At 42.5% G+C, this 23,922-nt stretch carries 21 protein-coding genes and 1 pseudogene; 15 read left to right on the top strand and 7 right to left on the bottom strand.

Annotated elements, in window-relative coordinates; translation table 11 throughout:
• Window positions 1-226: 226 nt before the first annotated feature.
• A complete protein-coding gene (locus LIX84_RS20020) occupies window positions 227-403 on the bottom strand; it encodes a hypothetical protein (RefSeq protein ID WP_226422038.1) in 177 nt (58 codons plus the stop codon).
• Between the two features lie 501 nt (window positions 404-904).
• On the opposite strand from LIX84_RS20020, the gene LIX84_RS20015 reads away from it, so the two are divergent.
• From LIX84_RS20015 to LIX84_RS19985, 7 genes are all read left to right on the top strand, one after another.
• The gene (locus LIX84_RS20015) at window positions 905-1,204 is read left to right on the top strand and encodes a hypothetical protein (RefSeq protein WP_031858044.1); all 300 of its coding nucleotides are present in this window, start codon (window positions 905-907) and stop codon (window positions 1,202-1,204) included.
• Between the two features lie 324 nt (window positions 1,205-1,528).
• A complete protein-coding gene (locus tag LIX84_RS20010; protein ID WP_226422037.1) occupies window positions 1,529-2,635 on the top strand; it encodes an SAVED domain-containing protein in 1,107 nt (368 codons plus the stop codon).
• Window positions 2,636-2,644: 9 nt separating this feature from the next.
• A complete protein-coding gene (locus LIX84_RS23535; protein ID WP_226422036.1) occupies window positions 2,645-4,000 on the top strand; it encodes an SMODS domain-containing nucleotidyltransferase in 1,356 nt (451 codons plus the stop codon).
• 315 nt (window positions 4,001-4,315) lie between these two features.
• On the top strand, window positions 4,316-5,902 hold the full coding sequence (locus LIX84_RS23530) for an SAVED domain-containing protein (RefSeq protein WP_226422035.1): 1,587 nt from the start codon (window positions 4,316-4,318) through the stop codon (window positions 5,900-5,902).
• A 302-nt stretch (window positions 5,903-6,204) separates the two neighbouring features.
• A complete protein-coding gene (locus LIX84_RS19995; RefSeq protein WP_226422034.1) occupies window positions 6,205-7,443 on the top strand; it encodes a nucleotidyltransferase domain-containing protein in 1,239 nt (412 codons plus the stop codon).
• Complete coding sequence (locus LIX84_RS19990; RefSeq protein WP_226422033.1) at window positions 7,443-9,191, top strand: ThiF family adenylyltransferase; 1,749 nt, start codon at window positions 7,443-7,445, stop codon at window positions 9,189-9,191. The genes LIX84_RS19995 and LIX84_RS19990 overlap by 1 nt, the downstream gene beginning before the upstream one ends.
• Entirely contained in the window at window positions 9,169-9,633 is a 465-nt protein-coding gene (locus LIX84_RS19985; protein ID WP_226422032.1) for a Mov34/MPN/PAD-1 family protein, read from the top strand. The genes LIX84_RS19990 and LIX84_RS19985 overlap by 23 nt, the downstream gene beginning before the upstream one ends.
• 84 nt (window positions 9,634-9,717) lie before the next feature.
• Here the strand turns inward: LIX84_RS19985 and LIX84_RS19980 are convergent, their stop codons facing one another.
• From LIX84_RS19980 to LIX84_RS19965, 4 genes and pseudogenes are all read right to left on the bottom strand, one after another.
• Window positions 9,718-10,320, bottom strand: a complete 603-nt coding sequence (locus tag LIX84_RS19980) for a hypothetical protein (protein ID WP_226422031.1) — start codon at window positions 10,318-10,320, stop codon at window positions 9,718-9,720.
• The gene (locus LIX84_RS19975; protein WP_226422030.1) at window positions 10,317-10,751 is read right to left on the bottom strand and encodes a diadenylate cyclase; all 435 of its coding nucleotides are present in this window, start codon (window positions 10,749-10,751) and stop codon (window positions 10,317-10,319) included. The genes LIX84_RS19980 and LIX84_RS19975 overlap by 4 nt, the downstream gene beginning before the upstream one ends.
• Window positions 10,752-11,239: 488 nt before the next feature.
• Entirely contained in the window at window positions 11,240-11,701 is a 462-nt protein-coding gene (locus LIX84_RS19970; protein WP_025577805.1) for a hypothetical protein, read from the bottom strand.
• Between the two features lie 41 nt (window positions 11,702-11,742).
• Window positions 11,743-11,983: pseudogene (locus LIX84_RS19965) on the bottom strand (IS3-like element ISAfe17 family transposase); the annotation flags it as partial.
• Window positions 11,984-12,358: 375 nt separating this feature from the next.
• Between LIX84_RS19965 and LIX84_RS19960 the strand changes: the two are divergent.
• The 4 genes from LIX84_RS19960 (at window position 12,359) to udp (ending at window position 17,312) form a co-directional block, all read left to right on the top strand.
• Complete coding sequence (locus LIX84_RS19960; RefSeq protein ID WP_005390601.1) at window positions 12,359-13,093, top strand: RNA methyltransferase; 735 nt, start codon at window positions 12,359-12,361, stop codon at window positions 13,091-13,093.
• Between the two features lie 248 nt (window positions 13,094-13,341).
• Window positions 13,342-13,761: a CBS domain-containing protein gene (locus tag LIX84_RS19955; RefSeq protein ID WP_104971443.1), complete on the top strand. Its 420-nt coding sequence runs from the start codon at window positions 13,342-13,344 to the stop codon at window positions 13,759-13,761.
• Between the two features lie 179 nt (window positions 13,762-13,940).
• Entirely contained in the window at window positions 13,941-16,247 is a 2,307-nt protein-coding gene (locus LIX84_RS19950) for a zinc/cadmium/mercury/lead-transporting ATPase (protein ID WP_226422029.1), read from the top strand.
• 306 nt (window positions 16,248-16,553) lie between these two features.
• Window positions 16,554-17,312 (top strand): uridine phosphorylase, encoded by a 759-nt coding sequence (gene udp, locus LIX84_RS19945; RefSeq protein ID WP_012842006.1) that lies wholly within the window; start codon window positions 16,554-16,556, stop codon window positions 17,310-17,312.
• Between the two features lie 156 nt (window positions 17,313-17,468).
• Here the strand turns inward: udp and LIX84_RS19940 are convergent, their stop codons facing one another.
• Window positions 17,469-18,629 carry a DUF1887 family protein gene (locus LIX84_RS19940; protein WP_005390608.1) on the bottom strand — a complete coding sequence of 387 codons (1,161 nt, stop codon included), beginning with the start codon at window positions 18,627-18,629 and terminating at the stop codon, window positions 17,469-17,471.
• A 163-nt stretch (window positions 18,630-18,792) separates the two neighbouring features.
• The gene (locus tag LIX84_RS19935) at window positions 18,793-20,784 is read right to left on the bottom strand and encodes a methyl-accepting chemotaxis protein (RefSeq protein ID WP_005390610.1); all 1,992 of its coding nucleotides are present in this window, start codon (window positions 20,782-20,784) and stop codon (window positions 18,793-18,795) included.
• 267 nt (window positions 20,785-21,051) lie between these two features.
• On the opposite strand from LIX84_RS19935, the gene hinT reads away from it, so the two are divergent.
• The 4 genes from hinT to lpoB all read left to right on the top strand — a co-directional run bounded on the left by hinT (window position 21,052) and on the right by lpoB (window position 23,920).
• Window positions 21,052-21,402, top strand: a complete 351-nt coding sequence (gene hinT, locus LIX84_RS19930; protein ID WP_005390611.1) for a purine nucleoside phosphoramidase — start codon at window positions 21,052-21,054, stop codon at window positions 21,400-21,402.
• A gap of 71 nt (window positions 21,403-21,473) precedes the next feature.
• Window positions 21,474-22,871, top strand: coding sequence for a COG3014 family protein (locus LIX84_RS19925; RefSeq protein ID WP_226422028.1), 1,398 nt, complete (start codon window positions 21,474-21,476; stop codon window positions 22,869-22,871).
• Complete coding sequence (locus tag LIX84_RS19920; protein WP_005390620.1) at window positions 22,871-23,263, top strand: YcfL family protein; 393 nt, start codon at window positions 22,871-22,873, stop codon at window positions 23,261-23,263. Before LIX84_RS19925 ends, LIX84_RS19920 begins: the two co-directional genes overlap by 1 nt.
• Before the next feature lie 66 nt (window positions 23,264-23,329).
• Window positions 23,330-23,920 (top strand): penicillin-binding protein activator LpoB, encoded by a 591-nt coding sequence (gene lpoB, locus LIX84_RS19915; RefSeq protein WP_005378467.1) that lies wholly within the window; start codon window positions 23,330-23,332, stop codon window positions 23,918-23,920.
• Window positions 23,921-23,922: the final 2 nt, after the last annotated feature.

The following is a 23,922-nucleotide window of genomic DNA, read 5'->3' as shown; positions in this document are numbered from 1 at the left end:
AGTTGATATATAACCTTCAACGAGAGTTTTCACTCGAGAACGATGGTAAAGGGCAAATCACGGAAATCTCGCAAGAGGGTATTCAGCATGTTGGTTATGATCTGTTTTACATAGAAGATGACATTTTCATTCAATTTCTAGAGAGGAAGCTAACGCAACAATAGCGCTAGTTTTTGGCTAGATAACAAAACACCTTTGAAGGCTGTGAAAGAATTACTAGTGATTGCTATTCAGCGTGAACTGCCTTAGTAAATGCAACGCACACCTGTTGTATAACATTACGGCGGACTTTCTTGATCTTGGGGGCACGATGCTCACTGACAATAACTCGACTCATCAAGCGAGTAACTGCTTCACGACGCTGTTGGTCGGAAAGGTGAATTTTTTTAGTTTCTTGTTTCATGTCATATATCTTAGATGGCGAGCCGCGGATTTCATCCGATGACGATGATAAGTAAATATAGCTTTGACATTGTTACGTGTCTACACTCATCTAAACAGGTTCAATAGGAAGCGTCTCCATTAGTTTAAAGTCCGTGATATACCATTTTTTGTCAAAGCTCATCTACATCACTTAAGTTTAGGTTCGGCAATTGGATTTTTTGCTAATTCAGCGTGAAAGTTATTGATGCAGTAGTACATGCATCGTCTTTCGTAAATCTTCTTTGCCCCATTCTGTGCCAGCGTCAATTGAGCCTGTTCCCTTTTGCTCTGCCTCATGACTTAGTTTTTACTAATACGTTTAACGTGTCTACATAAGAAGGATACTTCGCTGAGTAACAATGAAAATTCAGCGACTTTGTTAATTGTTCAGTTGCCTATAGGACAGCTATAATTTCAGCTACTACTTAGTTGTTATTTGGTACTAAGTAATGATTAATCTTATCAGCGACAGGAGTTCACAATGAAAGTTTATGGACAAAAAACGATAGAGGTCGTTGTTGATCGATGTTGTGATATCTGTGGTACTAGTGTGATGGTCGTCGATTCAAATGGCGTTAAGTTAGAAGAGGTTGGTGAACTGACTGCTAACTGGGGATTTGGGTCAAAAATGGACGGTATTACCCACCACCTCGATATGTGTGAAAGTTGTTTTCAAGTTGCATTATCTGCTCTAAAGGAGCATCGTAGAAGCATTGTGATGTTCGATGATGAGCAAGACCTTCCCGATGAAAAATTTGGTCAACAACCTGTTGGTGGCTAAAATCAGACTCGCTTGTTAGTGAAAAAAGCCGTTTCCCAATTGTGCAACAGCCTGTTGCACAAATCAGTCAAAATCAAAAATGCCCCAAAGTTGCTTAGACCTTTTACTCATTCACAACCTGTTCATGGGCTTTTGCAATACTAAAAGTTATCCCTTCTTCTCATGCTGTTCGCTGTTAATCCCGAGATGTAATACGGGGTGAAAGTCTGTACAAACGAATAGATAACCAAATATAAATATGCATTTATATACACATATATCAATGCGCAATAAGTATCTTATAGGTTAGAATCAGTTACTTTCTAGATATATAGGACTTGAAGTTTGAAGTGGATAGATCAACTACTTGATTTTGGTTATGTAATTTTTCAGCGCCGACTTTCAGGTTCGCGCTATCTTATGGGCTTAGGCATAAAGCTCTTTACTCTTACGGCTATTGGCTCACTTGCATTTCAGTTTAGCAATGGTGAATACTCATTCGTCATTGATACAGCGTCTGACTCAACATATGAAATTGCGACGTTGGTAGGTGTTTATGTCTCAATAGTAATGATCGTCGTAGGATTCTTCTTTGAAGTTTACTCAATGCTATTTGGTGAGTCAGCGTCAAAGAACAGAGCAAAGAGTATCGATTTAAGAAGCTTAGATGGGGCTGCCGCTCCAACCCTGTGCAGCAGTTTTAGTTCCACAATCGAACCAGCCGGGTTACATGATGACCTTTTCATGTGGAAGTCTAGAAAGCAGACTCTTGAGGACTGGTTAAAAGAATCATGCGCCAAACTTCAGAAGTTTTACGACGAATCACTTCAGAAATTAAACGGCTTTGAACCAAACAAGCCACTCGCTTTAGGAGCTATAGCTCATGTTCCGCATTGCTTTACTTTAGGTTACTTGGTTGGAAATAAGCGTTTGGTAAATTACTACTGCTGGAACCGTGACAACAAGAAGCAACACAAGGAACGATGGTTAGACTGTCGAGATGCTAGAAGTAGAGGTCAAAAATTAGAGTGCTCAGAAATTATGGAAAAGCCGGAGGTCCTAGATTATCAGGTAACAAAGCTAGGCATTTCGATAGAAGTCTCTTTTGATAATGACTTAAAGACCTTTTTTGAAGATCTAGAGTTAGATCGCGCTATTGCGTATAGAGTTGAAAGTAGAAACGTTGGAAATATGTTCTCAGATGTAGAGCAATCAAACTTTGTTGCCTCCCTTAGAACCGAAATAAATAACACCCTTTTTAAGAAGTACCCCTACGTTACTGAAGTTCATTTGACCCTTATGGCTCAAGCCTCGCTAATCATGCGCATAGGGGCGGAGTTTAATCAAAATCACCTTAGTCAACAGATAAACGTACACCACTTCGATGGTGCTGGTTACCCTTGGTCATTACAAATAAACAAAGACCAAGAAATTAGTTATTTAATTAAGTAAGGAAACCATGTGAGACATCAAAAAATATTTACTGAATTCCTAACAGAAGTGGTCAATCTCAATCAAGCTCGAATTAACAAGGTTACTACCACTTCGGCGTCTGTTGAGAAATATGTAAAAGATCACGACGATTTTAAAGGGATTTTTAGGAACACCTCGCCTCAGGGGTCATACGGACATAGGACGATTATCAAGCCAGTTAAAAACAAAGAGTTTGACGCTGATATAGTCTTCTTTATGGACGAAAATGATAATTGGGAGCCTAAAGACTACATAACAAAACTTCATCAAGCTTTTAAGGGTTCGAGTATCTATAAAGATATGGTTCACTATAACACTCGTTGTGTTTATCTTGATTATTCAGGTGATTTTCACATCGATGTTGTTCCATGTATTGTACGAGTAACAGAAACCGTTTTCGGTAATCATACACAATATTTGATTGCGAATAGACACACCAATGAGTTTGAGCTTACTGACCCTGAATCATACAAGAAGTGGGTCGCCGACAAGAATTCAGTTGTAGGTAACAACAACCTCATTAAATGTATTCGCCTTATCAAGTATCTTCGTGACATAAAAACTACGTTTTCATGTAAATCAATACTTTTAACCACTTTGATTTGTAATATGGTTCAAGACTACGAATCTAATAGTGATCACTTCAAAGATATTGCTACCACCTTAAAGACAATTTTTACCCGCTTGGATGATTATTTAAGTTTTTACGATTCAATGCCAGAAATAGTCAATCCAGTACGAACCGAAGAAACATTTACTCGTCACTGGAATGAAGAAAAGTATACGATTTTCAAAACAAAGATCGGCGATTATAGAACTTGGATAGAAGATGCATTTGATGAAACAGATCGAACTGAATCTATTAAAAAATGGCGCCGTGTGTTCGGAGATAGTTTTCATTCTGTTACCAAGAAATCAGCCACCTATGATGAAATTTTGGACGAAGCAAGTCAGCCTAACTTCCCTATTCCTCCTCACTGCGCGCACCACAGATGGGAAGAAGTGGAGAACGTTGGTAGTGTCAACTTAGATGTTGAGTATCGTAATAAAAATAGCGTCAATCCGTTCGCTAGAGCTGTCCAACAAATTATTTTTGGCAAGAACTATTCGCTTAAGTTCACGGTTACAGATGATATTCCTCCCGGCTCAGACGTATATTGGCAAATTACTAACACTGGAGAAGAAGCGAGTAGATTAGGTCAATTACGAGGTGGGTTTGAAATCGGTGGAAAAATCAAAGAAGAAACAACCTCTTATAAAGGGAATCACTTCGTAGAGGCATTTGTTGTTAAAGACGAGGTGCTTTTAGCAAGAAGTGGTAAGCTCGTCGTCCCTATCAATTGATAGATATAAGGCTCGCATTAGCGAGCCTTTTCCTTCTTGAACCTGACCAATTCACCGTCAGCCACTCACGTTGACTCCATTTCTTTTCTCCTAAAAGCGGACATTTCTATCGGGGATTGGCAGTACGGAAGCGTATTAACTGGAAATATTTGTTACTCTTAGTATTCCTCGTTACCTCTGTTTAACCAAATCTAACTAATACCACATTATGTGCTTGGTTGATTATTGTTCTTACTTGTCTGCAACCGAAAGGAAGAAATTGGGTCAGAGTCAGTTAATAATGAGTAGTGGTTAGACGATGGAAAAGGAATACAAGTGCAAAACGAACTGAAGGTACTTAAAGGTCATCCGTCAGGTTTATCTGACGCAGAAATGGCTGAATGGCTTTCTTTATGCCTCTCAAATGGAAAACTAATAGCTTATGCTTATGCCAAACATATCTTCAAGGTTTATGAGCAGGGTGAAGAACCGTCGCAGTTAGTGGTAGGCGATTTAGGTACGGAAGCTGTATCCGTTCTAAAGGTGCTGTCTAAGAAGAACATGCTTAAACGTGTAGAGCTTCCTTATGACGTATTAGTAGAAAGTAAGACCTCACAATCTGACTGGACGTTGCTAGAAGCGAAAGTCAAAGATATTACTGCTCTAAAGAAAGCAAGGGATGAACTATTTGGCCAAGGTCGAGGCAAAGCAATATCACCCCTTACGGCTTCTAAGGTATGGCATGATGCTGGAGGAAGATGTATGTACCGGGGGTGTGGCCAAGATCTTGGCTCTACTCCTTTAACAACAAAAAATGCAAGGATTGCATATTTGGCTCACATTGTAGCTTCCGATCCAGATGGACCTAGAGGGAATGAGAGCTCTCATGCACTATCAGACTCTCCAGAAAACATCATGCTTATGTGTGACGGTCACCATAGACTCATAGATAGGATAGATGTAGCTGGACATCCAGCATCCGATTTACAACATATGCGCGATGAACATACTGCCCGAGTTAATTTGTTATTGGGTAGTTTGCAGTATCCCACCGTACAACTCATAACTTTACTCGCAGACTTAGCTCAAGTACCAACAAATGTATCCAAAACAGAACTTTGCAGTTCTGCACTTAACCGAAATCTTGGTCCACTCCCAGAAATCAAACACATGCTCCGAAGAACACAGCGAGATGACCGAGGACGTTTTGGGTTTTGGGGTCATTTTCTTCATGAGCATGAGTCAGATATACGAGAATTAATTAGCTTCACAAGTAACAAACCATCTCAGAAATCATCTATGACACCTGAATCTCTAGGAATTTTCCCACTGCATTTGGTTCCTGTACTAGTTCTGGCTGGAAGGATTATCGGTGAAGCTAGGCATGTAGAAATTTTCCAATATGATCGAATCGCAAAAACTTGGCATTGGCCAAAGGAGTCTCCGATCTTAACCTCTCAGTTTAATATCTCGTATGAAGTAGATGACGATTCTGACCCGGAAGAAGCAATCCTTTCTTTCGAACTCACAGCCAAGTTAGACACCAATGCTCTTCCCGAAGAATTGGCTAGAACAGTTAGAGATAAGAAAATAGGCTGGATTAGAATCACTAATACTGACCCCAACCCCAACTGCATTAACTCAAAAGAACAATTAGATAATTTTTCAGATCTTGCTAGGCAAGCCATAAGGACAATTCAAGATTCATGGCGCTCTAAGGTGATACATGTTTTCGGTATCTCCCCAGCCAGTACACTTTTCAAATTTGGCCAAATGTTACAAGCAGGGAATCATTCAGTATGCAGAGTCTACGATAGACCTGATGGTTCAAATATTTTCGTCCCCGCTTTAGATATAACTGGCAATGATGTTAGGTCAGTCGGTGCTAACTCCGATCAGCAACATCAAATAAGTCTCAGATAAAGGATATTAAAGTAACAATTACACAAATTTCAGGGCAGCCTCGATTTATACGGTGTAGATTTTCAATTACAGCCTATTTTTTGTGGCATACCAGATAGGTTCCAGCCAGAGCATGTATTCCCGCACGTTACTAATACATATTTTAAATATGTCGTTGTCAAAATGGCGGTTGAAAATTGTACATGATTGACTCTGAGGAGTATTCTAGGTATGCAACTTTTGGCATTTACACAACATCAGCGTTCAAAAGCTGCATTATTGAAGTAACGGAATAATGTTCTTATAAAGCAGGAGAAGGTTGTATGTCTGTATCAGTTACAAAGCAAGCGGATACTTATCTAGAGGCTTTGGCCAAAGCATTAGAGATCCCACAGTCTAGATATGAACAGGCCGAGAAAAGCTATAAGTCTGTAGGGGAATGGCTTCATAGAGAGGAGTCAACGGTAAAAGATTACTCTCCTGACGTGTATGTACAAGGCTCTTTTCGTCTAGGATTAGTCATTAAGCCTTTGTCAGCACAGGAAGAATACGATATTGATTGTGCTTGCTCTTTGACTTATCTCGATAAGTCGTCTCTCTCGCAACAAGATTTAAAAGTGCTCGTGGGGCATGAACTAGAGTTATATCGCAAAAGCAAGGGTATCAAAAAGCCAGTCGCTGAGCAGAGGCGCTGTTGGAGGCTAGAATATGCTGACGGCGCGCAATTCCACATGGATGTCGTTCCCTGTATACCAAACGCTGAGCAACAACGCCTTTTACTAGAACAGAAGAACTTTGATACTAAATTTGCTGAGACAGCAATAGCTATAACAGACAATGAAGTACTACCTCAGTACTATCAAATTACATCAGACTGGCCGAGATCGAACCCTCGTGGATATGCTGAATGGTTTAAATTTCGAATGGGTGAGAACTTTGAAAGAAAACGCCGCGAAATACTGAAAGAAATGGAAACTAAAGGTATAGAAGCCAGTATTGAAGACATCCCGAGTTATCGCGTCAGAACACCCTTGCAATCAGCGATAATGATACTTAAACGTCATCGTGACATGATGTTTGAAGATAATTCAAAAGATAAACCCATATCAATAATTCTTACAACGCTATCTGCTCATGCATATCAAGGTGAAGATAGTATAGGTTCGGCGCTGCTCTCCATATTATTCAGGATGGAGGAAGGAATACATTATGATGGACATAAGTATGTAATCAACAATCCGACAGATGCCATGGAGAATTTTGCCGACAAATGGGAAACACATCCTGAACGCGCTGAAGCCTTTTTCTCCTGGCTGAGTCAGGCTCGAGAAGATTTTTATTCAGTAGGACAACAAGCTGAACACCGCCGAATGTCGGGTATCCTGGAAAGCAGAATCGGTCAGAATGTAACGAATCAAGTTTACCAAGATCTATTAAGTTTAACAAAATCTGGAGCCTCTAGTTTGTTGTCCGCTGCGACGGCAGCATCAACCTTAGCAACCCCAAGCATTGCATTTGGTGATGTTGCAAGAAAACCTAAGAAGCCGGATGGATTTGCGTGATGTGGTGGATTTTTCAAAAAGAAAGGTTTTCTTTAGAAAGAGCGGCTGTATCGGAGCTTGAGTCTAAAGTAGGCTGGTTAGAGGTAGGCAAGTGGCAGGCTGATCCAGATAATGAATTGGCAATGTGTTTGACATTTCAAGTATTGCATCTAAATAGAACTTTTCACTTTAAGATGGTGTACCCGAGCGTATTCCCTGATTCACCACCAATGATCTATACAGAAGATAAAACGAGGGTCTCTTTGCATCAGTACGGGGCGAGCGGTGAACTATGTTTAGAGCATAGACCTGATAATTGGCAATCGTCAATAAGTGGCTCAGATATGATTGAAAGTGTTTACCGACTACTTTTAGAAGAGCAGGGAGAAGAAGGATATATGGCGCATGCACAATCAGCACATATACCTTCCTTAGGACGTGATACGCGCATCAAAACTTGTCGTTTTTTGCTTACTGAAGGAGACTTAAATGCGCTCAAAGACCTCACAGAGAGAAAAACAGAAAGAGCTTGGTTCAGAGAGCGTAAGGTGGGCGGGGTCTTCATTAGTTCTCTTCTAAAGGTGGGAGACAAAGAGAATCCTATTTGGACAAGCAATCTCACCTTACCTGACTGTAATAGAGAAGAACAAGCCTTTGTAGTACGTTTTTCTGGTGCAGAAATATCAGATCAACCAGAAGTTTCTGATTTAAAGAAGTTACTTGAAACATCAGAAATGCTAGAGCTGTATCATGAAGTTCTACAAACAGATTCAATTGCAAACTTGATTATGGGGGATAAAGATAATTGGGTTTTATTGACTCTCTTTGGTTCTATTGATGAACGAAAAATAATACGTTACACGACGATTAAAATACCGGAGCACAAAAATAGATTACCTGATCAATTTTTATCATTGAGCGATAAAAAAGTAGGACTAGTTGGGTGTGGTTCTGTCGGTTCCAAAGTTGCCGCAAGTTTGTGCAGATCTGGAGTAGGAAATTTTTTGCTCATTGATGAAGACATTTTTTTTCCTGACAACATTGTTAGAAATGACTTAGATCTCAACTATGTTGGAGCTCATAAAGCACCTGCATTACAACAGCGATTACATAACATTAACCCTCACGTTGACACACAGATTCTTAGATTATCATTAGGTGGACAAGAAAGCTCTAGCTCAATGTCTGGGGCGTTAGAATCACTCGGTAATTGCGATCTCATTATAGATGCTACAGCAGAGCCTTTAGCATTCAACTTGATTTCGTCTGTTTCAGTGCGTAAGAAAAAACCAATGATCTGGGTAGAAGTTTTTGGTGGTGGGATTGGCGGTCTTGTGGCAAGGTCAAGACCTGAGCTAGACCCTGTCCCACTATCTGCGAGAGCTCAAATATATAATTGGTGCGAGGGGCAAGGTGTAGAGTTCTTGCACAGCACAAAAGCAAATGACTATAGTGCTCAAGTGGATGACGATACACCGTTAATAGCAAATGATGCTGAAGTCTCCATTATGAGCGCTCATGCTACTCAGTTCGCAACCGATATCCTAGCTCGACCTGAAGCTAGTATATTCCCTTATTCTGCGTATATCGTTGGCATGTCGTCAGAATGGCTTTTTCAACAGCCTTTTGATACTCGCCCTATCGACCTGCTACCAGAAGGACAGTGGGGAGAAACTGCTGAACATATTGATTCAGAAGAGATTATCCAACTATTGCAAGCTTACCTTCCACCTAAGGACCAATTAGATGCAAATAGTTCTTCCGAATAGTGTTTTGAAAAAGTTTCGGCTCCATATGTTAAAGGCTGGCAAGCATGAAATAGGTGGAATGCTTATGGGGGAAGACTTAGGCGAACAGGCCTTCCGGATCGTTGATTTTTCTGTCGATGTGAAAAGAGGGACGACTTCTAGCTTTTTCAGAGATTCTGATGAACACGATTTGGCATTGCAGAGGTTTTATGAAGAAACAGGCTCTGATTACAAACGCTTCAATTATTTAGGAGAGTGGCACACACACCCAAGTTTCTCTGTTGATCCTAGTATCAATGACATCCGTGCTATGCAAGGTATAGTTAATGGCGGTGAAAACGTAGATTTTGCGTTTTTATTTATTTCTAGGTTACGTTGGTTTTGGCAGTTCGAGTGTAGTGCTTACCTGTTTATTCGAGGCCATCAACCAATTCAAGTAGAGATTATTATTGAGAAAAAATAAAGACTTATTACATTGATAGGCAGTTGTCGAGCTTTTATGCTATTTATCACTATTAGCAAGATAGAGTTAACTTTCGGTATAATTTTAATCAGAATGACTAACACGTTTTAACACATAATAACCGACGGTTTTTCGACTAGTAAAATAATTCCCTTGAAGTAATCCATCATCATCCAGACCTAGCTTAAGAATAGCTGTACCCTTATATGGTTGTTGAGGCAGTGAGTGTGATTTGTGTTTTGGGGTGGTCAAAAAAACGTAATATAGTTCTGATCTCCCAGTTTCTGCATCTTTTTTAGGCTTAGCCAGTAAAGTTTGAGAGTCAGAATCTTCAGCCTCTACATCCATACCGATATTCAGAAAACTTTGTTTAATCACAGCTCTGCCGTGCGATGTACCTTGCTTTCCTCCCCACTCCCAATGGATCGTCATGTCCCATGTCCCGTTTAAGTTGGGGAATAAAAGTCTATTTAGGATAGGGTATTTCCCCCAAATTCTCTCCCAGCCATAATAAAATAGTATGGCGAGTAGACCATTTAGAACAGCTGAACCGCTAGCTCCTATTGATACCGCTGACAAGAACGATGTACTTTCGTCATACACAGCCCCGAGGATTAGACAGCTAACTACTGCGTATGCGACAGCAATGAGGGTAATAACTCTGCCAATTGGAATAAGGCTAATCATTGTGCTTCCTCAAAATATACTTCTTTGCCACCTACAAAGATAGAAAGGCCATGTCTTTCACTGATTACCCCTGTCATTATTACATCAGGAATTGCTGAGCCGAAAAGAGCAGCTACGAAACGCCCACCTACTGGGCGAACATTATCGATGCTCACTTCTTTAATAATCGGTGGAGAGAAATACTGAGCGACATGCGTCATTTCTCCTTTTCTATTTAGAATATGAAATCCATCATGATATTTGCTTTTATAGCTAGAAAGCTCGGCCAAAATGTCAACCACCGAACCGGATAACTTTGGTGATGTATCTCGTAGACTTACTATTGGTAAATTCGCAGGAGAATCAGATACAATAACACCAACTCCAGAGAAATCGGAGCAAGCATCTGCCTTAATCTTATACAGTAAATCTCTAAAATCGCTTTGTGTCATAATAGCTTCTAAACTAGAGCGCTGAGTGCTAGGAGCGCCCAAGGTACTTCTTCTTCGATACTTTATGGAGATAATACAGGAAACTCGCACCAAATTTCACACACTAAAATCAGAGATATCAAATTCTTTTCAGGATGAGAACAGCAACTGTAGTGAATGAGGGAATTTGGCCCGCCACATGTAGGCTGGTCGCATGGTCGCAATACTAGAAGTAATCTGAAAACTAAGGGCTCTGTGTGGTTCATAACTCAGAAATGTCCAGAAACGTGCTAGGACGACTAGCGCTAACTTGCCTTTGCCCCAAGTCTATCAACTACTTATTTGTTTGAACTGTCACCCGACCGAAAAATAAACAATAAAAGTTAGATTTAGCGATGGTATTAGCGTAAAAGCTACGTTGCGGTCACTTAGATTGGATCATTTAGGGCAGGGTTTATACGAACTAGCTAAAGAGTGGAGTAAACATTTAATAGTTACTAAGGGTAAGCCTAGCCGTTCTTTGAGAGATCTAGAGCTGTGGTCGATTGATAGAACGGAGCTGAATAATCCTGAAAGATATGGTTGAACTGCTCACGGCTATCAAGCACAAAAGCAACTCGAACGTGGTCTAGGTCGTATGTCGTTAAAACAGAGCGTAACCAACCCGCCAATGAGTCCTCCAAAAGCGCCCTACAGCCTACGAACCACACCCATGTTTGCTGATGACTTCGAATAATGTCTAAGATTTCTGACTTGTATCGATACCCATCTCCCATTGACGTTAGGTCTATGTACACAACATTGGCACCTAGTCCATGGTTAGTGCGGTTGTACGTATCTTGAAGCTCTTTACCGCATTCACTAGCAAATGTGTGAAATCTCATCATGCCCAACTCCCAATAGCCATGAATTAAGCGTTCTGGTGTACCTACAGGCCAGCTATCAAAGGTGTATAAATTATCTTTACGCATACACAAAATTTATTTTTATGAACAGATTAGAAAAGTGGAGCCTAATGGTTGGACACATAAGCCAATACCTTAGGCGATTGATCCTGCTCAGCAGCAAATCTCTGTCTGCCAAAGTAGACTTTATCAGGGATGAGGTTATTGAGTTCCTGATGATTAAGATCCTCATTATAAAATACGATGTAGTGCCCGATTTCAAGTTCCACTTTATGGGGCGCGCTGTAAGCTTTTAAGTTTCAGACTTCGCCATAATCGCTCAATAAAAACATTGTCGACCCAAGGACCATATGTTTCTCGAGGGACTGATAGGAATGTGGTAATTTTACAACGTGGCCTTTAAGTAGTTGGTCAAATATGCAGACTTTTGATGCAATTTTATGCGAACTTTTGCTGCAAGTTGTTTTGTAACTATTTGAAATCATGTTCGTGATATGCGATCATATATTGCAGGCATCACTTTAAAAGCCCTGCGTATATCGCAGGGCTTTTTTCGTTTTTGAACCCTCTTTTACTGCGTTTGCTCTTCAAAGTCTTCTGATGAATCAAGTTTCTTGAGGTTATTTAGGTATAATTTATAATCTCACGCGCTTGATACCGAACTGTCGTGAAGATTGTTTCGAGTACATTCGCCGAATAACCATTTTCACCTGGGATACTTTAATGATTTCAAAAAACCAATTAAAACTGCTTCGTGCTTTAGGTCAAAAGAAACAGCGTAAAGCGCATGGCTTATTCCTAGTTCAGGGTGAAAAGAACGTTTTAGAGCTGGCAAGCAGTTCATTAAAGGTGAAGCATGTCTTCGCAACCGAGGCATTTCTCGAACAAAACGCTAGTGCGCTAAGTGGTTTTGATTGCATTGAAGCATCGCTTGACGACCTGACCAAAGCGAGCACTCTCGTGAGCAATAACGCGGCCATTGCAGTGGTTGAAATCCCGAGTGTAAAAGTGCCTCAAGCAAAAGGCTTGATGATTGCGCTAGATGGTGTATCTGACCCAGGTAATCTAGGAACGATTATTCGTGTCGCAGACTGGTATGGCATCAAGCACATTATTGCGAGTACAGATTGTGCTGATCCGTATAACCCTAAGACGATCAGCGCGACCATGGGCAGTTTTGGCCGCGTACAAGTGAGTCTGGTGGATTTGCCAAGTTACTTAGAAGAAGCCAATTTGCCAGTGTATGGTGCGTTTCTGGAAGGGGAGAGCGTTCATAAAACGGAATTCGCTGCTGAAGGTATTTTGTTGATGGGCAGCGAGTCCCACGGCGTACGTGAAGAAGCTGCGAAGCTCGTGACAAATAAGATCACGATTCCGGCATTTGGTGGTGCTGAGTCGCTGAATGTCGCAATGGCAACCGGTATTATTTTAGACAATATGCGTCGACATCATTGTTAATGTAACTATGTGCCAATAATGAAGCCAGTCAATTTGACTGGCTTTGTTGTATTTACCACCTGTTAAAAATCAACCCATTTGCAAGTTGTACTCAATTAAACAACAGTGAATGCCGATGATGACTTAATTTTGATTCAGATCAATAGGCTGCACCTATAAATAAAATTACTCATTTCCATTTAGTAAATTCAGGAAATTAGGCGACACTTATCTAAAGGCCGCAATAAAATGCCCTTAAGGAGGTAAGAATGTATTCATTAAAAGTAAAAGATTACATGACGTTGCAAGCGGTGACCTTCACTAAAGATATGTCACTTTCGGCTGCTTTGAATAAAGTCATGCAAAGCGTCACATTAGGTGGGCCCGTCATTGATGAGAATGAAAAGGTAGTTGGATTCTTATCAGAGCAAGACTTGTTAGATAAATTGGTGAAAGCGAGTTATCACTGCCAAGATACGCATACCGTTCAAGAGTGTATGCATGACGATGTTTTATCTGTTTCTCCAGACATGTCAGTGATTGAGTTGGCTGACATGATGAAGATTGGTAAGCCAAAAATGTATCCAGTGGTTGACGGCAAAGGTAAATTGGTTGGCGTTATCACTAGGCGAGATGTGCTGCGCGCCATCGGGATGACTTTAAATGAGTGTTTTAAGCATCCAGTTTAACCTTTCTGATCAAATATCATAGGTGATTGATTTTAAATAAGTCATTTGGAAAGACGCTTCGGCGTCTTTTTTATTTTCAATCGATGAGTTTTTAAAAAAATCACCTTGACCTTGGAGCTAGCTCTAAGGTTTATCCTTAGTCATAGGCAAAGAGCCTACACCAATAAGGAAAATAAATTATGTGTACGAAACATCAAGGTTGCCAATCTAGCAAAATCAAAACTGCGGTGCCGCTTGGCGCGAGCGAGTCGTGCTGCGCACCAGTAAAATCTTCACTCAGCATTTCTCAAGCTGGCGTAGAAGTGTCCGAAAGTTCATGTTGCAGCGGAGGGAGTTGTAGCGCCGACCCTGGTGAGGAGGAAGAGCCCTCAAGGGAGAGTGATTCCTCAATTCGAAACTCGTGGCTTGTGTCAGGTATGGATTGTCCTTCATGTGCGCAAAAGCTAGAGAAGGCTATTACGTCTTTGGAAGGTGTTAACCAAGCAAAAGTCTTATTTGCAACAGAAAAACTGGTTGTCGATTTTGACGATCGCGAGCTGACCTCTACGATAGAGCATACAGCCCAACAAACAGGTTTTCCGCTTTCTTCACTCGATGCTCCAAAACCAAATACTGCAACGAAGGGCTGGCGTGGGGTAGTAAAAGACAACATTCAAATTCTCTCTATTGCTAGTGCGATGGTTGTCGCGGCAATAATTTCTAAGATCGACCCTCAAATAAGTACTTGGTTATTCACGTTGACCTGTTTACTGGGTTTATACCCAATTGCGCTTAAAGCGTTCAAGTTGGCGCGTAGCGGTACGCCTTTTGCGATTGAAACGTTAATGAGTGTGGCAGCGCTCGGCGCTTTATATTTAGGTGAAACCGCTGAAGCGGCAATGGTGTTATTGCTTTTCCTTATTGGTGAAAAGTTAGAAGCATATGCATCATCCCGCGCTCGAAGTGGTGTCCAAGCGCTAATGGACTTAGTCCCAGAAAATTCAATTTTAATTGTTGATGGTGAGCGTAAAGAGGTGCCTGCAGCTCAGCTTAAGCCGGGGGATATTATAGAAGTTGCCCCCGGTGGTCGTTTGCCAGCGGATGGTGTGTTGCAAGATGCGCTTGCGAGTTTTGACGAAAGTGCGTTAACGGGAGAATCCGTTCCCGTTGAGCACCAAACGGGTGGCAAAGTGATGGCCGGGGCTGTAGTTGTCGATAAAGTCGTTCGTTTACAGGTGACTTCTCGCCAAGGCGAGAATGCGATTGACCGAATTCTCCATTTGATTGAAGAAGCAGAATCTCGTAAGGCACCATTAGAACGTTTTCTGGATAAGTTCAGCCGTTGGTATACGCCGCTGATGATGTTGGTGTCCTTGATGGTTATCGTCACGCCACCACTGTTGTTTGCTCAACCATGGGAAACGTGGATTTATCGAGGACTTGCCCTGTTACTGATCGCCTGTCCGTGTGCGTTGGTTATTTCAACGCCTGCAGCGATTACTTCTGGCTTGGCGGCTGCGGCGAAGCGGGGGGCATTAATCAAAGGTGGCGCGGCGCTTGAGTTGCTTGGTAAGGTTGAGTCCGTCGCATTTGATAAAACCGGTACATTGACGCAAGGTAAGCCGCAGGTGACCGACGTCTTTGCTTTTGATGTAGATGAAGACAAGTTACTTAGCCTGACAGCCTCAATCGAAGTTGGCTCAAGCCATCCTCTCGCGGTTTCTTTAGTTAATAAAGTGCGAAAGCAGGGGCTTCCTATTCCTGAAGCGCTAGATAAAACCGCGCAAGTGGGCTCTGGTGTCACTGGTTACGTCGATGGGAAAATAGTCCAAGTAGTCACGCCTTCTAAGGCCGATTTCCCACTTTCTCAAGAAACCGAAGAGCGAGTGGTGACGTTGGAACAACAAGGTAAAACGGTTGTTATTGTGCGTTACGATTACGAGGTCATTGGCGTGATTGCATGGCAAGATACATTGCGCCCAGATGCCCAAGAAGCTATCGCTACGTTGAAGGAGCTTGGGATAACGTCGGTGATGCTAACCGGTGACAACCCGAGAAGTGCTGAAGCAATGGCGACCAGAATAGGCTTGGATTATAAAGCAAGCTTATTACCAGCAGATAAAGTGCATTACGTCGAGAAACTATCACAGCAACACACCGTTGCAATGGTGGGAGATGGTATTAATGATGCGCCAGCGATGAAAGCTTCGAGTATCGGTATTGCGATGGGAGGCGGTACGGATGTTGCGCTGGAAACGGCCGACGCGGCATTAACGCACAATCGTCTGATTGAGTTACCTGCCATGATAGAACTATCGCGTGCGACGTTAAGTAATATTCGTCAGAATGTTGCGTTAGCGCTTGGTTTGAAAGGTGTTTTCTTGGTGACAAGTTTATTGGGCATTACGGGTCTATGGGTGGCAGTATTAGCCGACAGCGGCGCAACTGCACTGGTTACGTTAAATGCGTTGAGATTGCTCCGTTTTGAGTCCAAGCAGGCCAAGTGACCTACCTAACTAGCTAATAAAAAGCCCGAGGCATTCGTGTCTCGGGCTTTTTTAACCGTATCGACGAAATCTAATAAGATGTTTTAGTTTGTTTTTGAAATCACGCATCGCTATGCAACAAAATGAGCCAAACTCCCCAAAAGTGTGATCATTGCTTGTTTTGGGTGAAATTATAGTTTCATTACATTTTCTCATTGTGATTGTGATCACTCTATGTTGGTGAAAGGTTCGCTACAGTGCATTTGTACCCAATAACTGATTAATGAGCTTATTGTTCATAAAATAAGCCACAATAAGGAGCGACTTATGTCTCAAGCTGTATTTCATTTAGGTGTTACTGAAGCTGATCTTAATGGTGCGACTCTAGCCATCATTCCTGGTGATCCAGCGCGCGTTCAAAAAATCGCAGAACAAATGGAAAACCCAGTATTTCTAGCAAGTCACCGTGAATACACGCTATACCGTGCCGAATTAGACGGTAAACCTGTTGTGGTTTGTTCTACAGGTATTGGTGGCCCTTCTACCTCTATCGCAGTTGAGGAACTCGCGCAGCTTGGTGTTCGTACTTTCCTACGTGTTGGTACAACTGGCGCAATTCAACCGCATGTAAACGTAGGTGACATGATCGTAACGACGGGGTCAGTTCGCCTTGACGGTGCGAGCCTGCACTTTGCGCCAATGGAATTCCCAGCAGTTGCTGACTTTGAAGTAGCAACTGCAATGAAAGCGGCAGTAGAAGAGTCTGGCGCTGCGGTTCACATGGGTGTGACGGCTTCAAGTGATACTTTCTACCCAGGTCAAGAGCGCTACGACACGTTCTCTGGTCGCGTTGTTAAGCGTTTCCAAGGTTCTATGCAAGAATGGCAAGACATGGGCGTACTTAACTTTGAGATGGAGTCTGCAACATTGCTAACAATGTGTGCGAGCTCTGGTCTAAAAGCAGGTTGTGTAGCGGGTGTAATCATCAACCGTACACAAAAAGAGATTCCAGATCATTCAACTCTGAAAGAGACGGAAGCTCGTTCAATTAAGGTGGTAGTAGAAGCAGCGCGTAAAATGCTGTAAGCCGCGATAATTGGCATTTTAAACAAACGGAAAAACCAGAGGCATGCCTCTGGTTTTTTTCTACCTATTTAAACCCACACTTAAAAATCAGGTATGAAAAAAGCAGCCTGTAACGCTGCTTTTGATCATTTTGAATTCTAGCTTTTATCACTGATACTAGATCTCGTCCGAGCCACCTGCGTCTTTAAACCAAGCCGTTAGGTGCGTTCTTAAGTCTTTAAGCTCATCAGGGCCAATCAGAGCTAGCCCCAAATCTTCTGCGCGAGTAATGTCATTGTGACGAAGCGGTCGGAAGCTCACCAGCATTGCACGTGCTTGTAAACCACCTAGCAGATCTCTGAGGGATTCTAGCTTGTACAAGGTGTCATCGCCGTCATCTCGCATGCCTTTGGTTTTACACTCAATGATGTGGAGCTTGTTGTTTACCACTGTTGCAACATCCAACTCATTGCGTACTTCACTTTCACCAAGTTTGCGATAAACCTGAACATTCAAAGAGCGATCTTGAATCGTCGGCATCGTATCTTGAATTTGCTTGACCGTGCTGTGTACCAGAGTCTCTAACCATTCACCGTTTGAAAAGCGGCGTGCATCTTCATCTGCAAACGTTAGAACGCCATTCTCATAAGTGGCGATTTGCGCTTCCACTAAGTCCGAAAGCAGCATGTTGAGCTCACGATAGCCTTGTTGCTTTTCAGAAAGCTCCACATCAAGTTTTTGCTCTTTGCGGCATGTGGTTGCAAGGTAGTTAAGAGTCGCTAAGCCTGGACCAAGCTCAAGCGCATTTGAGGCCCAGCGTTCACCAAGTTCATACAGTTTTTTATCAAGAAGAGGAGGTAAATCAACGTGGTGGAACTCGCCGCGTGCGCCGAAGATAGTGAGGTAGTCAGCAATCGTAATGTGGTCTTCGACTTGAGTATCTTCTTTGCCATCTGGGTATAACCAGCAAAGCTTATCGCTACTTGGCTCAACCACAAAAATTGGCCAGCGATAGGTACGGAAAACCTCGTAAACAGACAATAAGCGATGACGAAGACCGCAACTGGCGTTCAATTTCACATCTTCGCCGCGTTCATGGAGATCTTTTGCCAGTTTTTGAATCGCTTGTTTGATCAGCGAAGTATTGACGGCGGATGGGATTTCAAAAAATTCGGAAGTAATGTCTCGTTGCTCTAAAACGGCACTCAGTCGGTCAAATATATCTAACTGGCTCTTGTCTCCGATGAAGACGATATGTGTGCTTAGCGTACGATTATCTAATAGAGGAGTGACCAATCTCACTGGGTCTTGGTCGATAATACCAACATGAACAGCCATAGATTTTCCTTTTTATGAGGCCGCTCGAAAAGAGATGTGCAAGGGGATGAGCTGGCCATATTAATCATATGTAGACATGGCTGATAAAAAACAAGGGCGACTTAACAAAAAGTCGCCCTTATACAGTTGATTGCACTAATTAATGCTTAAATTTATAAATTATTTATAACTTAAAGCGGTGAACCAATTCATTCTGTTGATGAGCCAAGTGAGTCAGGGATTCACTGGTCTGTGCGATGCTCGACATAGCTTGGAAGCTTTCATCGGCGATACTATTGATATCTTCAATACTGCGTGCAATGTCTGCTGAGGTTTCACTTTGCTCTGCTGCCGCTTGCGAAATATGCGTACTCATTTGGCTGATTTCGATGATTAGCGCTTGAATCTCTTCCATTGAGCTGTTCGCTTTTGATGCTTGCTCAACAGACATCTCCATATCGCTCATGCAGCTTTGTATCACTTGGTTTGCTGACTGAGAGCTGGATTGCAGATTACTGATCATCGATTCAATTTCAGTGGTTGACTGAGTGGTTCTGGATGCAAGCACACGCACCTCATCGGCCACTACCGCAAAGCCGCGACCTTGCTCGCCAGCGCGAGCCGCTTCAATTGCTGCATTCAATGCCAGTAGGTTAGTTTGTTCAGCAATATTACGAATCACATCGAGGATAGAACCAATTTGACCACTCATTTTTTGAAGTTCAGAGACAGCGGAAACGGATTCGTTCAAACGCGTTTCCAGTTGATTTATGGTCGAGATATTGCTGCTCATGACATTTCTGCCTTCTTCAGAGGCAGATTCGACACGCTGCACCATTTCTAGTGAACCTTGTGCACTTTGAGCGACTTCTTGCACTGAGTGAGACATTTCCGTCATTGCGGTCGCAACGTTTGCTGTTTGCTCGCGTTGTGAGCTTAATTTGCTTTGCGCTTGCGAAGACGTGCTTTCGTTTGTTGCTGCGGTCGAAGATAGGTTCTCTGACGCTTCGTTGAGTTTCACTAAGATCTCGTGAAGGCTGTCGGCGAGTGAGTTAATGTGTCCACTCACTCGGCTGAACTCGTTGTTATAGCGAATATCGATACGTTGTGTCATGTCACCTTCAGTCAGGCTTTCAAGCACTTTTAGAATACGAGTCAATGGTTCGCGAACGCTATGCGCGATGTGGTAGCCAATCGCTGTGGCAAGTAACACGACAACAACGCCAATGATGATGGCTTTTGTCACACCCGCAGAATAAATGTCACCAGCGTCTGCTAACGATTCATTAAGTTTATCCGTTGCGGTTGTCGTAAATTGCTCAAGAATCGCCATGGTTGAATCAACTTTATTCGCTAGGTTGGCGATGTTGTTGTATAGCGCTGCACGAGCATTGAGGTAATTATTGTGCTGGTCTAAGACACCTCCACGCATTCCCACGTCGCGTGTGAATTGTTCTACCGACTCACCAAACGCTGTTTTTAGTTCAGGTAATTGAGTAACTAAACCACGGAAAGCATAGTTTAAATGAGTCACTGCTTTGCGGTTTTTGGTCACGGCTTGCGTAACAAACTCAGGATCAGAGCTGGCGAGGGCATCAGAGGTTATCACTTCGGCATCTTTTAGCTTAATGAAGTAACTCTTCGCCATGACTTTGACAGAAATGCTGGTTTGATCTGCCACATATTCTTTAAGGCCGACCGACAACTCGGTATTCAGCTTTTGGAAGCGACGTGACGATTTTTGCACTTTTTCTTGCGCAGCGAACATCGCTTCGTAGTTGTCCATGGCTTCAAGAGCTTCAGTAAAATAGCTCTGCTCTAACGTTTTTAATTGTGAAAACGGTTCGGCAAGAGAGGGGTAGATTTGGCTTGCAGTTTCCAGTTGAGCCAAAGTGGATTCGAAACGTTGTTGAGATCTAGCAAATTCCTGACGCATTTCATCCATGCGTTGTTTATTCTCTGTCGTCAGAAAATCTTTAAACGATTTGTCGGCAGAAAGCAGTTCAACACTGGTTTGGTTAGATAACGATACCAGTGGTAGGGATGATTTAGACACGGTGCCAAACTTCCCGTGAATATCACTCATTCCTCCCATCATAATGGCAATTGTGACGGCAAATAGGATGATGATCAGAGCAAAGCCCGCATACATCCTTTTAATAACTGAACCTCGCATAAGTGAGCTTCCTCTCCCAAAATAGACAAGCTACCCAAGAATTTTGAGCTTACTTGGGTATAAAAATAATAATTGTCTTAAAAAAGTAACAAAATTCATTGGATTGTATTGAGTTTGTGACGCGCATTTTATGACGCACACGACAAAAAAAGCTTCGTTAATTAGCGTTTGATTAATAATGTTAAGTGAACACTGTTTTTATTGAGCTCCGCTTTTGGTTGGCGCATACTAATTGGGGTCTAATTACCTTTATAAAATGGAGTCCTCATGGCGGAAGAAACGATCTTTAGTAAAATTATTCGTAAGGAAATCCCAGCCGATATTCTTTATCAAGATGAGTTGGTGACTGCGTTTCGCGATATTAACCCGCGCACACCGAGCCATATTCTCATTATTCCGAATAAATTGATCCCAACAACGAATGATGTTGAAGCTGAAGATGAAGCAATGATGGGGCGTTTGTTCACTGTTGCTAAAAAACTGGCGAAAGAGGAAGGCATTGCGGAAGACGGCTATCGCCTGATCGTTAATTGTAACCCGCACGGTGGCCAAGAGGTTTACCATATTCACATGCACTTATTAGGCGGTCGTCCTCTAGGTCCAATGGTATTGAGCTAAGCTTTAAAAAGTGGGTGGCGCAGTTCACCCACTTCTTTTTCCTGTCGAATGACACATTTGTGGAGATAAATGTGAAACTAGGTGTAAAGCTGTTAGGGCTGATGAGCTGGGCTTTAATGGCCTCTGGCTGCGCGAATTTGTCTGCGGGCAATCTGTTTAGTCACTACAGCAACCAGAATCAAGAAGTTTATCAAGCCGTTGTTGCAGGGGAATATGCGAAAGCGAAACAACTTCAATCGAGCGAAGTGGGTGGCGAGATACTTGGCAACTTTGAAAAGGGCCGTATTTCTTTTCTTGCTGAAGATTACCCGACAAGTTTGAAAGCGCTGGAAAATGGTGATCGTGCCGTTCGTGTTCAGCAAGATCGCGCGACTATTCCTGTGTCAGAAACGGCAACGAGCGTCGGCTCTCTCGCAGTGAACGACAATCTCCAAGATTATCATCCCGCCGATTATGAACTTGGCTTTCTGCACCTTTATCTCGGGCTAAACTATTTACAGAAAAACGATTTGGAAGGGGCGCTTGTTGAAGTGCGTCGAGCCAATCAAGTTCAGGAAGCGGCAAGAAAGGCGCGTGAAAAAGAACTAAAAGCAGCAGAAAAAGACCTGAAAAAGCAAGGCATGTCTGCCAATTTAGGCAGTGTGTTGGCGAGCTACCCTGATGCTGGTAAAAAACTAAGCGCAGTACAAAACGGCTATTTGTTCTATCTTTCTGGCTTGTTATATGAAGCGTCACGAGATTTAAACAGTGCTTATGTTGATTACCGACGAGCACTCGCTGTGATGCCAGACAATAAACAAGTTGTTGAAAGCACGTTGTACGCCGCTAAGAAACTAGGCATGCGTGAAGACTTACGTATGCTGGAAAAGCGGTATGGCAAAGCACCTTCTGGGTTAACTCAGTCTCAAGGTCGAGTCATCGTTATTGATGAACAAGGCGTTGTGGAGGCTTTGAAAGGTTGGCGTATTGATCTACCGATTTACGACAGTCGCGATAATGGGGCCATTTATTCGTTGGCGCTTCCTTATTATCCGAATCGGGGGACTCAACGTTTTAGCGATGTGGTTTTAAATGGTCAGGTATTGCCTTCTAGCACGCTGACTGATGTTAATGCGATGGCACAAAACGATCTTAATGAACGTCTGACTACAATGGTGATCCGTCAAGCTCTTCGCGTTTGGGCAAAAGATCGAATCCGAAAAGAGGCGGCGAAAAAAGGTGATGATGTGGGTAACATACTTTTCAATGTATGGAACACATTGACCGAGCAGCCGGATACGAGAAGTTGGCAAACATTACCAGCGCAAGTGAAAACGGCATCAAAAGTCGTGAAACCGGGAACACAAAGTTTAAACTTGGGTGATCAAACCTATCAGTTTGAAGTGCCTGCACAGCAGACTACATTGGTATGGGTATCTCGTCAGGGAACACACTCAACCGTGTGGCATAAACAGCTAGGGAGACTGTAATGAAAGCATGGCTTATTTGTTTAGCAATGGCTATTGGTTTAGTTGGATGCGCCGAAAACACGGCTGGTATTCGAATTGATGGTCAAACGCAAAAAGTATTTTTTAATGATAACGTTTTGGGTAGTCGCTTATTAGTTGACAACATCACCACCACTTACGTTGATGATCGTCCACGTGGAGTGGTGCAACTAAGCAGTAACTATAAAGGTGACCAGCACATTCTTTACCGCTTCTATTGGTATGACAATAATGGTTTAGAAGTGAATACCAAGCCTGGCCCATGGCGCAAAATGATTGTGCGAGGGTTTGAGCAAGTCACATTATCTGAAGTTACTGTGAATCCAAATGGCACTAAATTCCGTGTTCAAATTAGAGAAGCACAAGACAATTAATCTTAACGGCTTTGCCGAAGCTGCCGCGCTAACGATGCGCTGGTATTGAAAAACTAAGGAACTCTCATGAAAAAAAGTATTATTGCTCTTTTAGGTCTTGCCGTCATTTTGGGTGGCTGTTCTAACAAAGTCTCTTACGGCGATGCGCAAGCAACAGAAACCACGACTATCGATTTTGGCTCAACAGATTTACAAAAAATCGCGGCTGAAATGGTGGATAGCATGATGATGTCGGGTTCTGTAGCAGCAATTACTCGTGATCAACGTCCTATCGTTTTTGTTGAGCGAATTAAGAACAAGACCAGTGAACACATTGACACTGAATCCATTACCGACACTATTTCTACTAAGATGCTGAACTCTGGTAAGTTCCGCTTTGTTGATATGGACCGTGTTGAGTCTGTGCGTGAACAGCTTAACTTCCAAAACACGGATGAGCTGGTTAACCAAAGCACAGCGATCCAATTTGGTAAAATGGTGGGTGCGCAATACATGCTTTACGGTAACCTATCTAGCATCGTCAAAAATGCAGGTAGCGATAAAGATGTATACTACAAGATGACCATGCGCCTAATGGACCTAGAAACAGGTTTGATTGAGTGGGCGGATGAAACGGAAATTCGTAAAGCGCAATCGAAGAGCTTATTCGGTCTTTAATC

The sequence above is a fragment of the Vibrio sp. E14 genome (assembly GCF_020515785.1).
GTDB lineage: Bacteria > Pseudomonadota > Gammaproteobacteria > Enterobacterales > Vibrionaceae > Vibrio > Vibrio diabolicus.
This window is presented reverse-complemented; position numbering and strand designations above follow the sequence as displayed.

Bases quoted from the DNA above. Each gene is read 5' to 3' on its own strand.
- LIX84_RS19995 (WP_226422034.1), top strand. From the start codon at position 6,205: ATGTCTGTATCAGTTACAAAGCAAGCGGATACTTATCTAGAGGCTTTG.
- LIX84_RS19985 (WP_226422032.1), top strand. From the start codon at position 9,169: ATGCAAATAGTTCTTCCGAATAGTGTTTTGAAAAAGTTTCGGCTCCAT.
- LIX84_RS19975 (WP_226422030.1), bottom strand. From the start codon at position 10,751: ATGACACAAAGCGATTTTAGAGATTTACTGTATAAGATTAAGGCAGAT.
- LIX84_RS19920 (WP_005390620.1), top strand. From the start codon at position 22,871: ATGAAAGCATGGCTTATTTGTTTAGCAATGGCTATTGGTTTAGTTGGA.
- hinT (WP_005390611.1), top strand. From the start codon at position 21,052: ATGGCGGAAGAAACGATCTTTAGTAAAATTATTCGTAAGGAAATCCCA.
- LIX84_RS19940 (WP_005390608.1), bottom strand. From the start codon at position 18,629: ATGGCTGTTCATGTTGGTATTATCGACCAAGACCCAGTGAGATTGGTC.
- LIX84_RS19970 (WP_025577805.1), bottom strand. From the start codon at position 11,701: ATGCGTAAAGATAATTTATACACCTTTGATAGCTGGCCTGTAGGTACA.
- lpoB (WP_005378467.1), top strand. From the start codon at position 23,330: ATGAAAAAAAGTATTATTGCTCTTTTAGGTCTTGCCGTCATTTTGGGT.
- udp (WP_012842006.1), top strand. From the start codon at position 16,554: ATGTCTCAAGCTGTATTTCATTTAGGTGTTACTGAAGCTGATCTTAAT.
- LIX84_RS19980 (WP_226422031.1), bottom strand. From the start codon at position 10,320: ATGATTAGCCTTATTCCAATTGGCAGAGTTATTACCCTCATTGCTGTC.
- LIX84_RS20015 (WP_031858044.1), top strand. From the start codon at position 905: ATGAAAGTTTATGGACAAAAAACGATAGAGGTCGTTGTTGATCGATGT.
- LIX84_RS19955 (WP_104971443.1), top strand. From the start codon at position 13,342: ATGTATTCATTAAAAGTAAAAGATTACATGACGTTGCAAGCGGTGACC.
- LIX84_RS20020 (WP_226422038.1), bottom strand. From the start codon at position 403: ATGAAACAAGAAACTAAAAAAATTCACCTTTCCGACCAACAGCGTCGT.
- LIX84_RS19935 (WP_005390610.1), bottom strand. From the start codon at position 20,784: ATGCGAGGTTCAGTTATTAAAAGGATGTATGCGGGCTTTGCTCTGATC.
- LIX84_RS19950 (WP_226422029.1), top strand. From the start codon at position 13,941: ATGTGTACGAAACATCAAGGTTGCCAATCTAGCAAAATCAAAACTGCG.
- LIX84_RS19960 (WP_005390601.1), top strand. From the start codon at position 12,359: ATGATTTCAAAAAACCAATTAAAACTGCTTCGTGCTTTAGGTCAAAAG.
- LIX84_RS19990 (WP_226422033.1), top strand. From the start codon at position 7,443: ATGTGGTGGATTTTTCAAAAAGAAAGGTTTTCTTTAGAAAGAGCGGCT.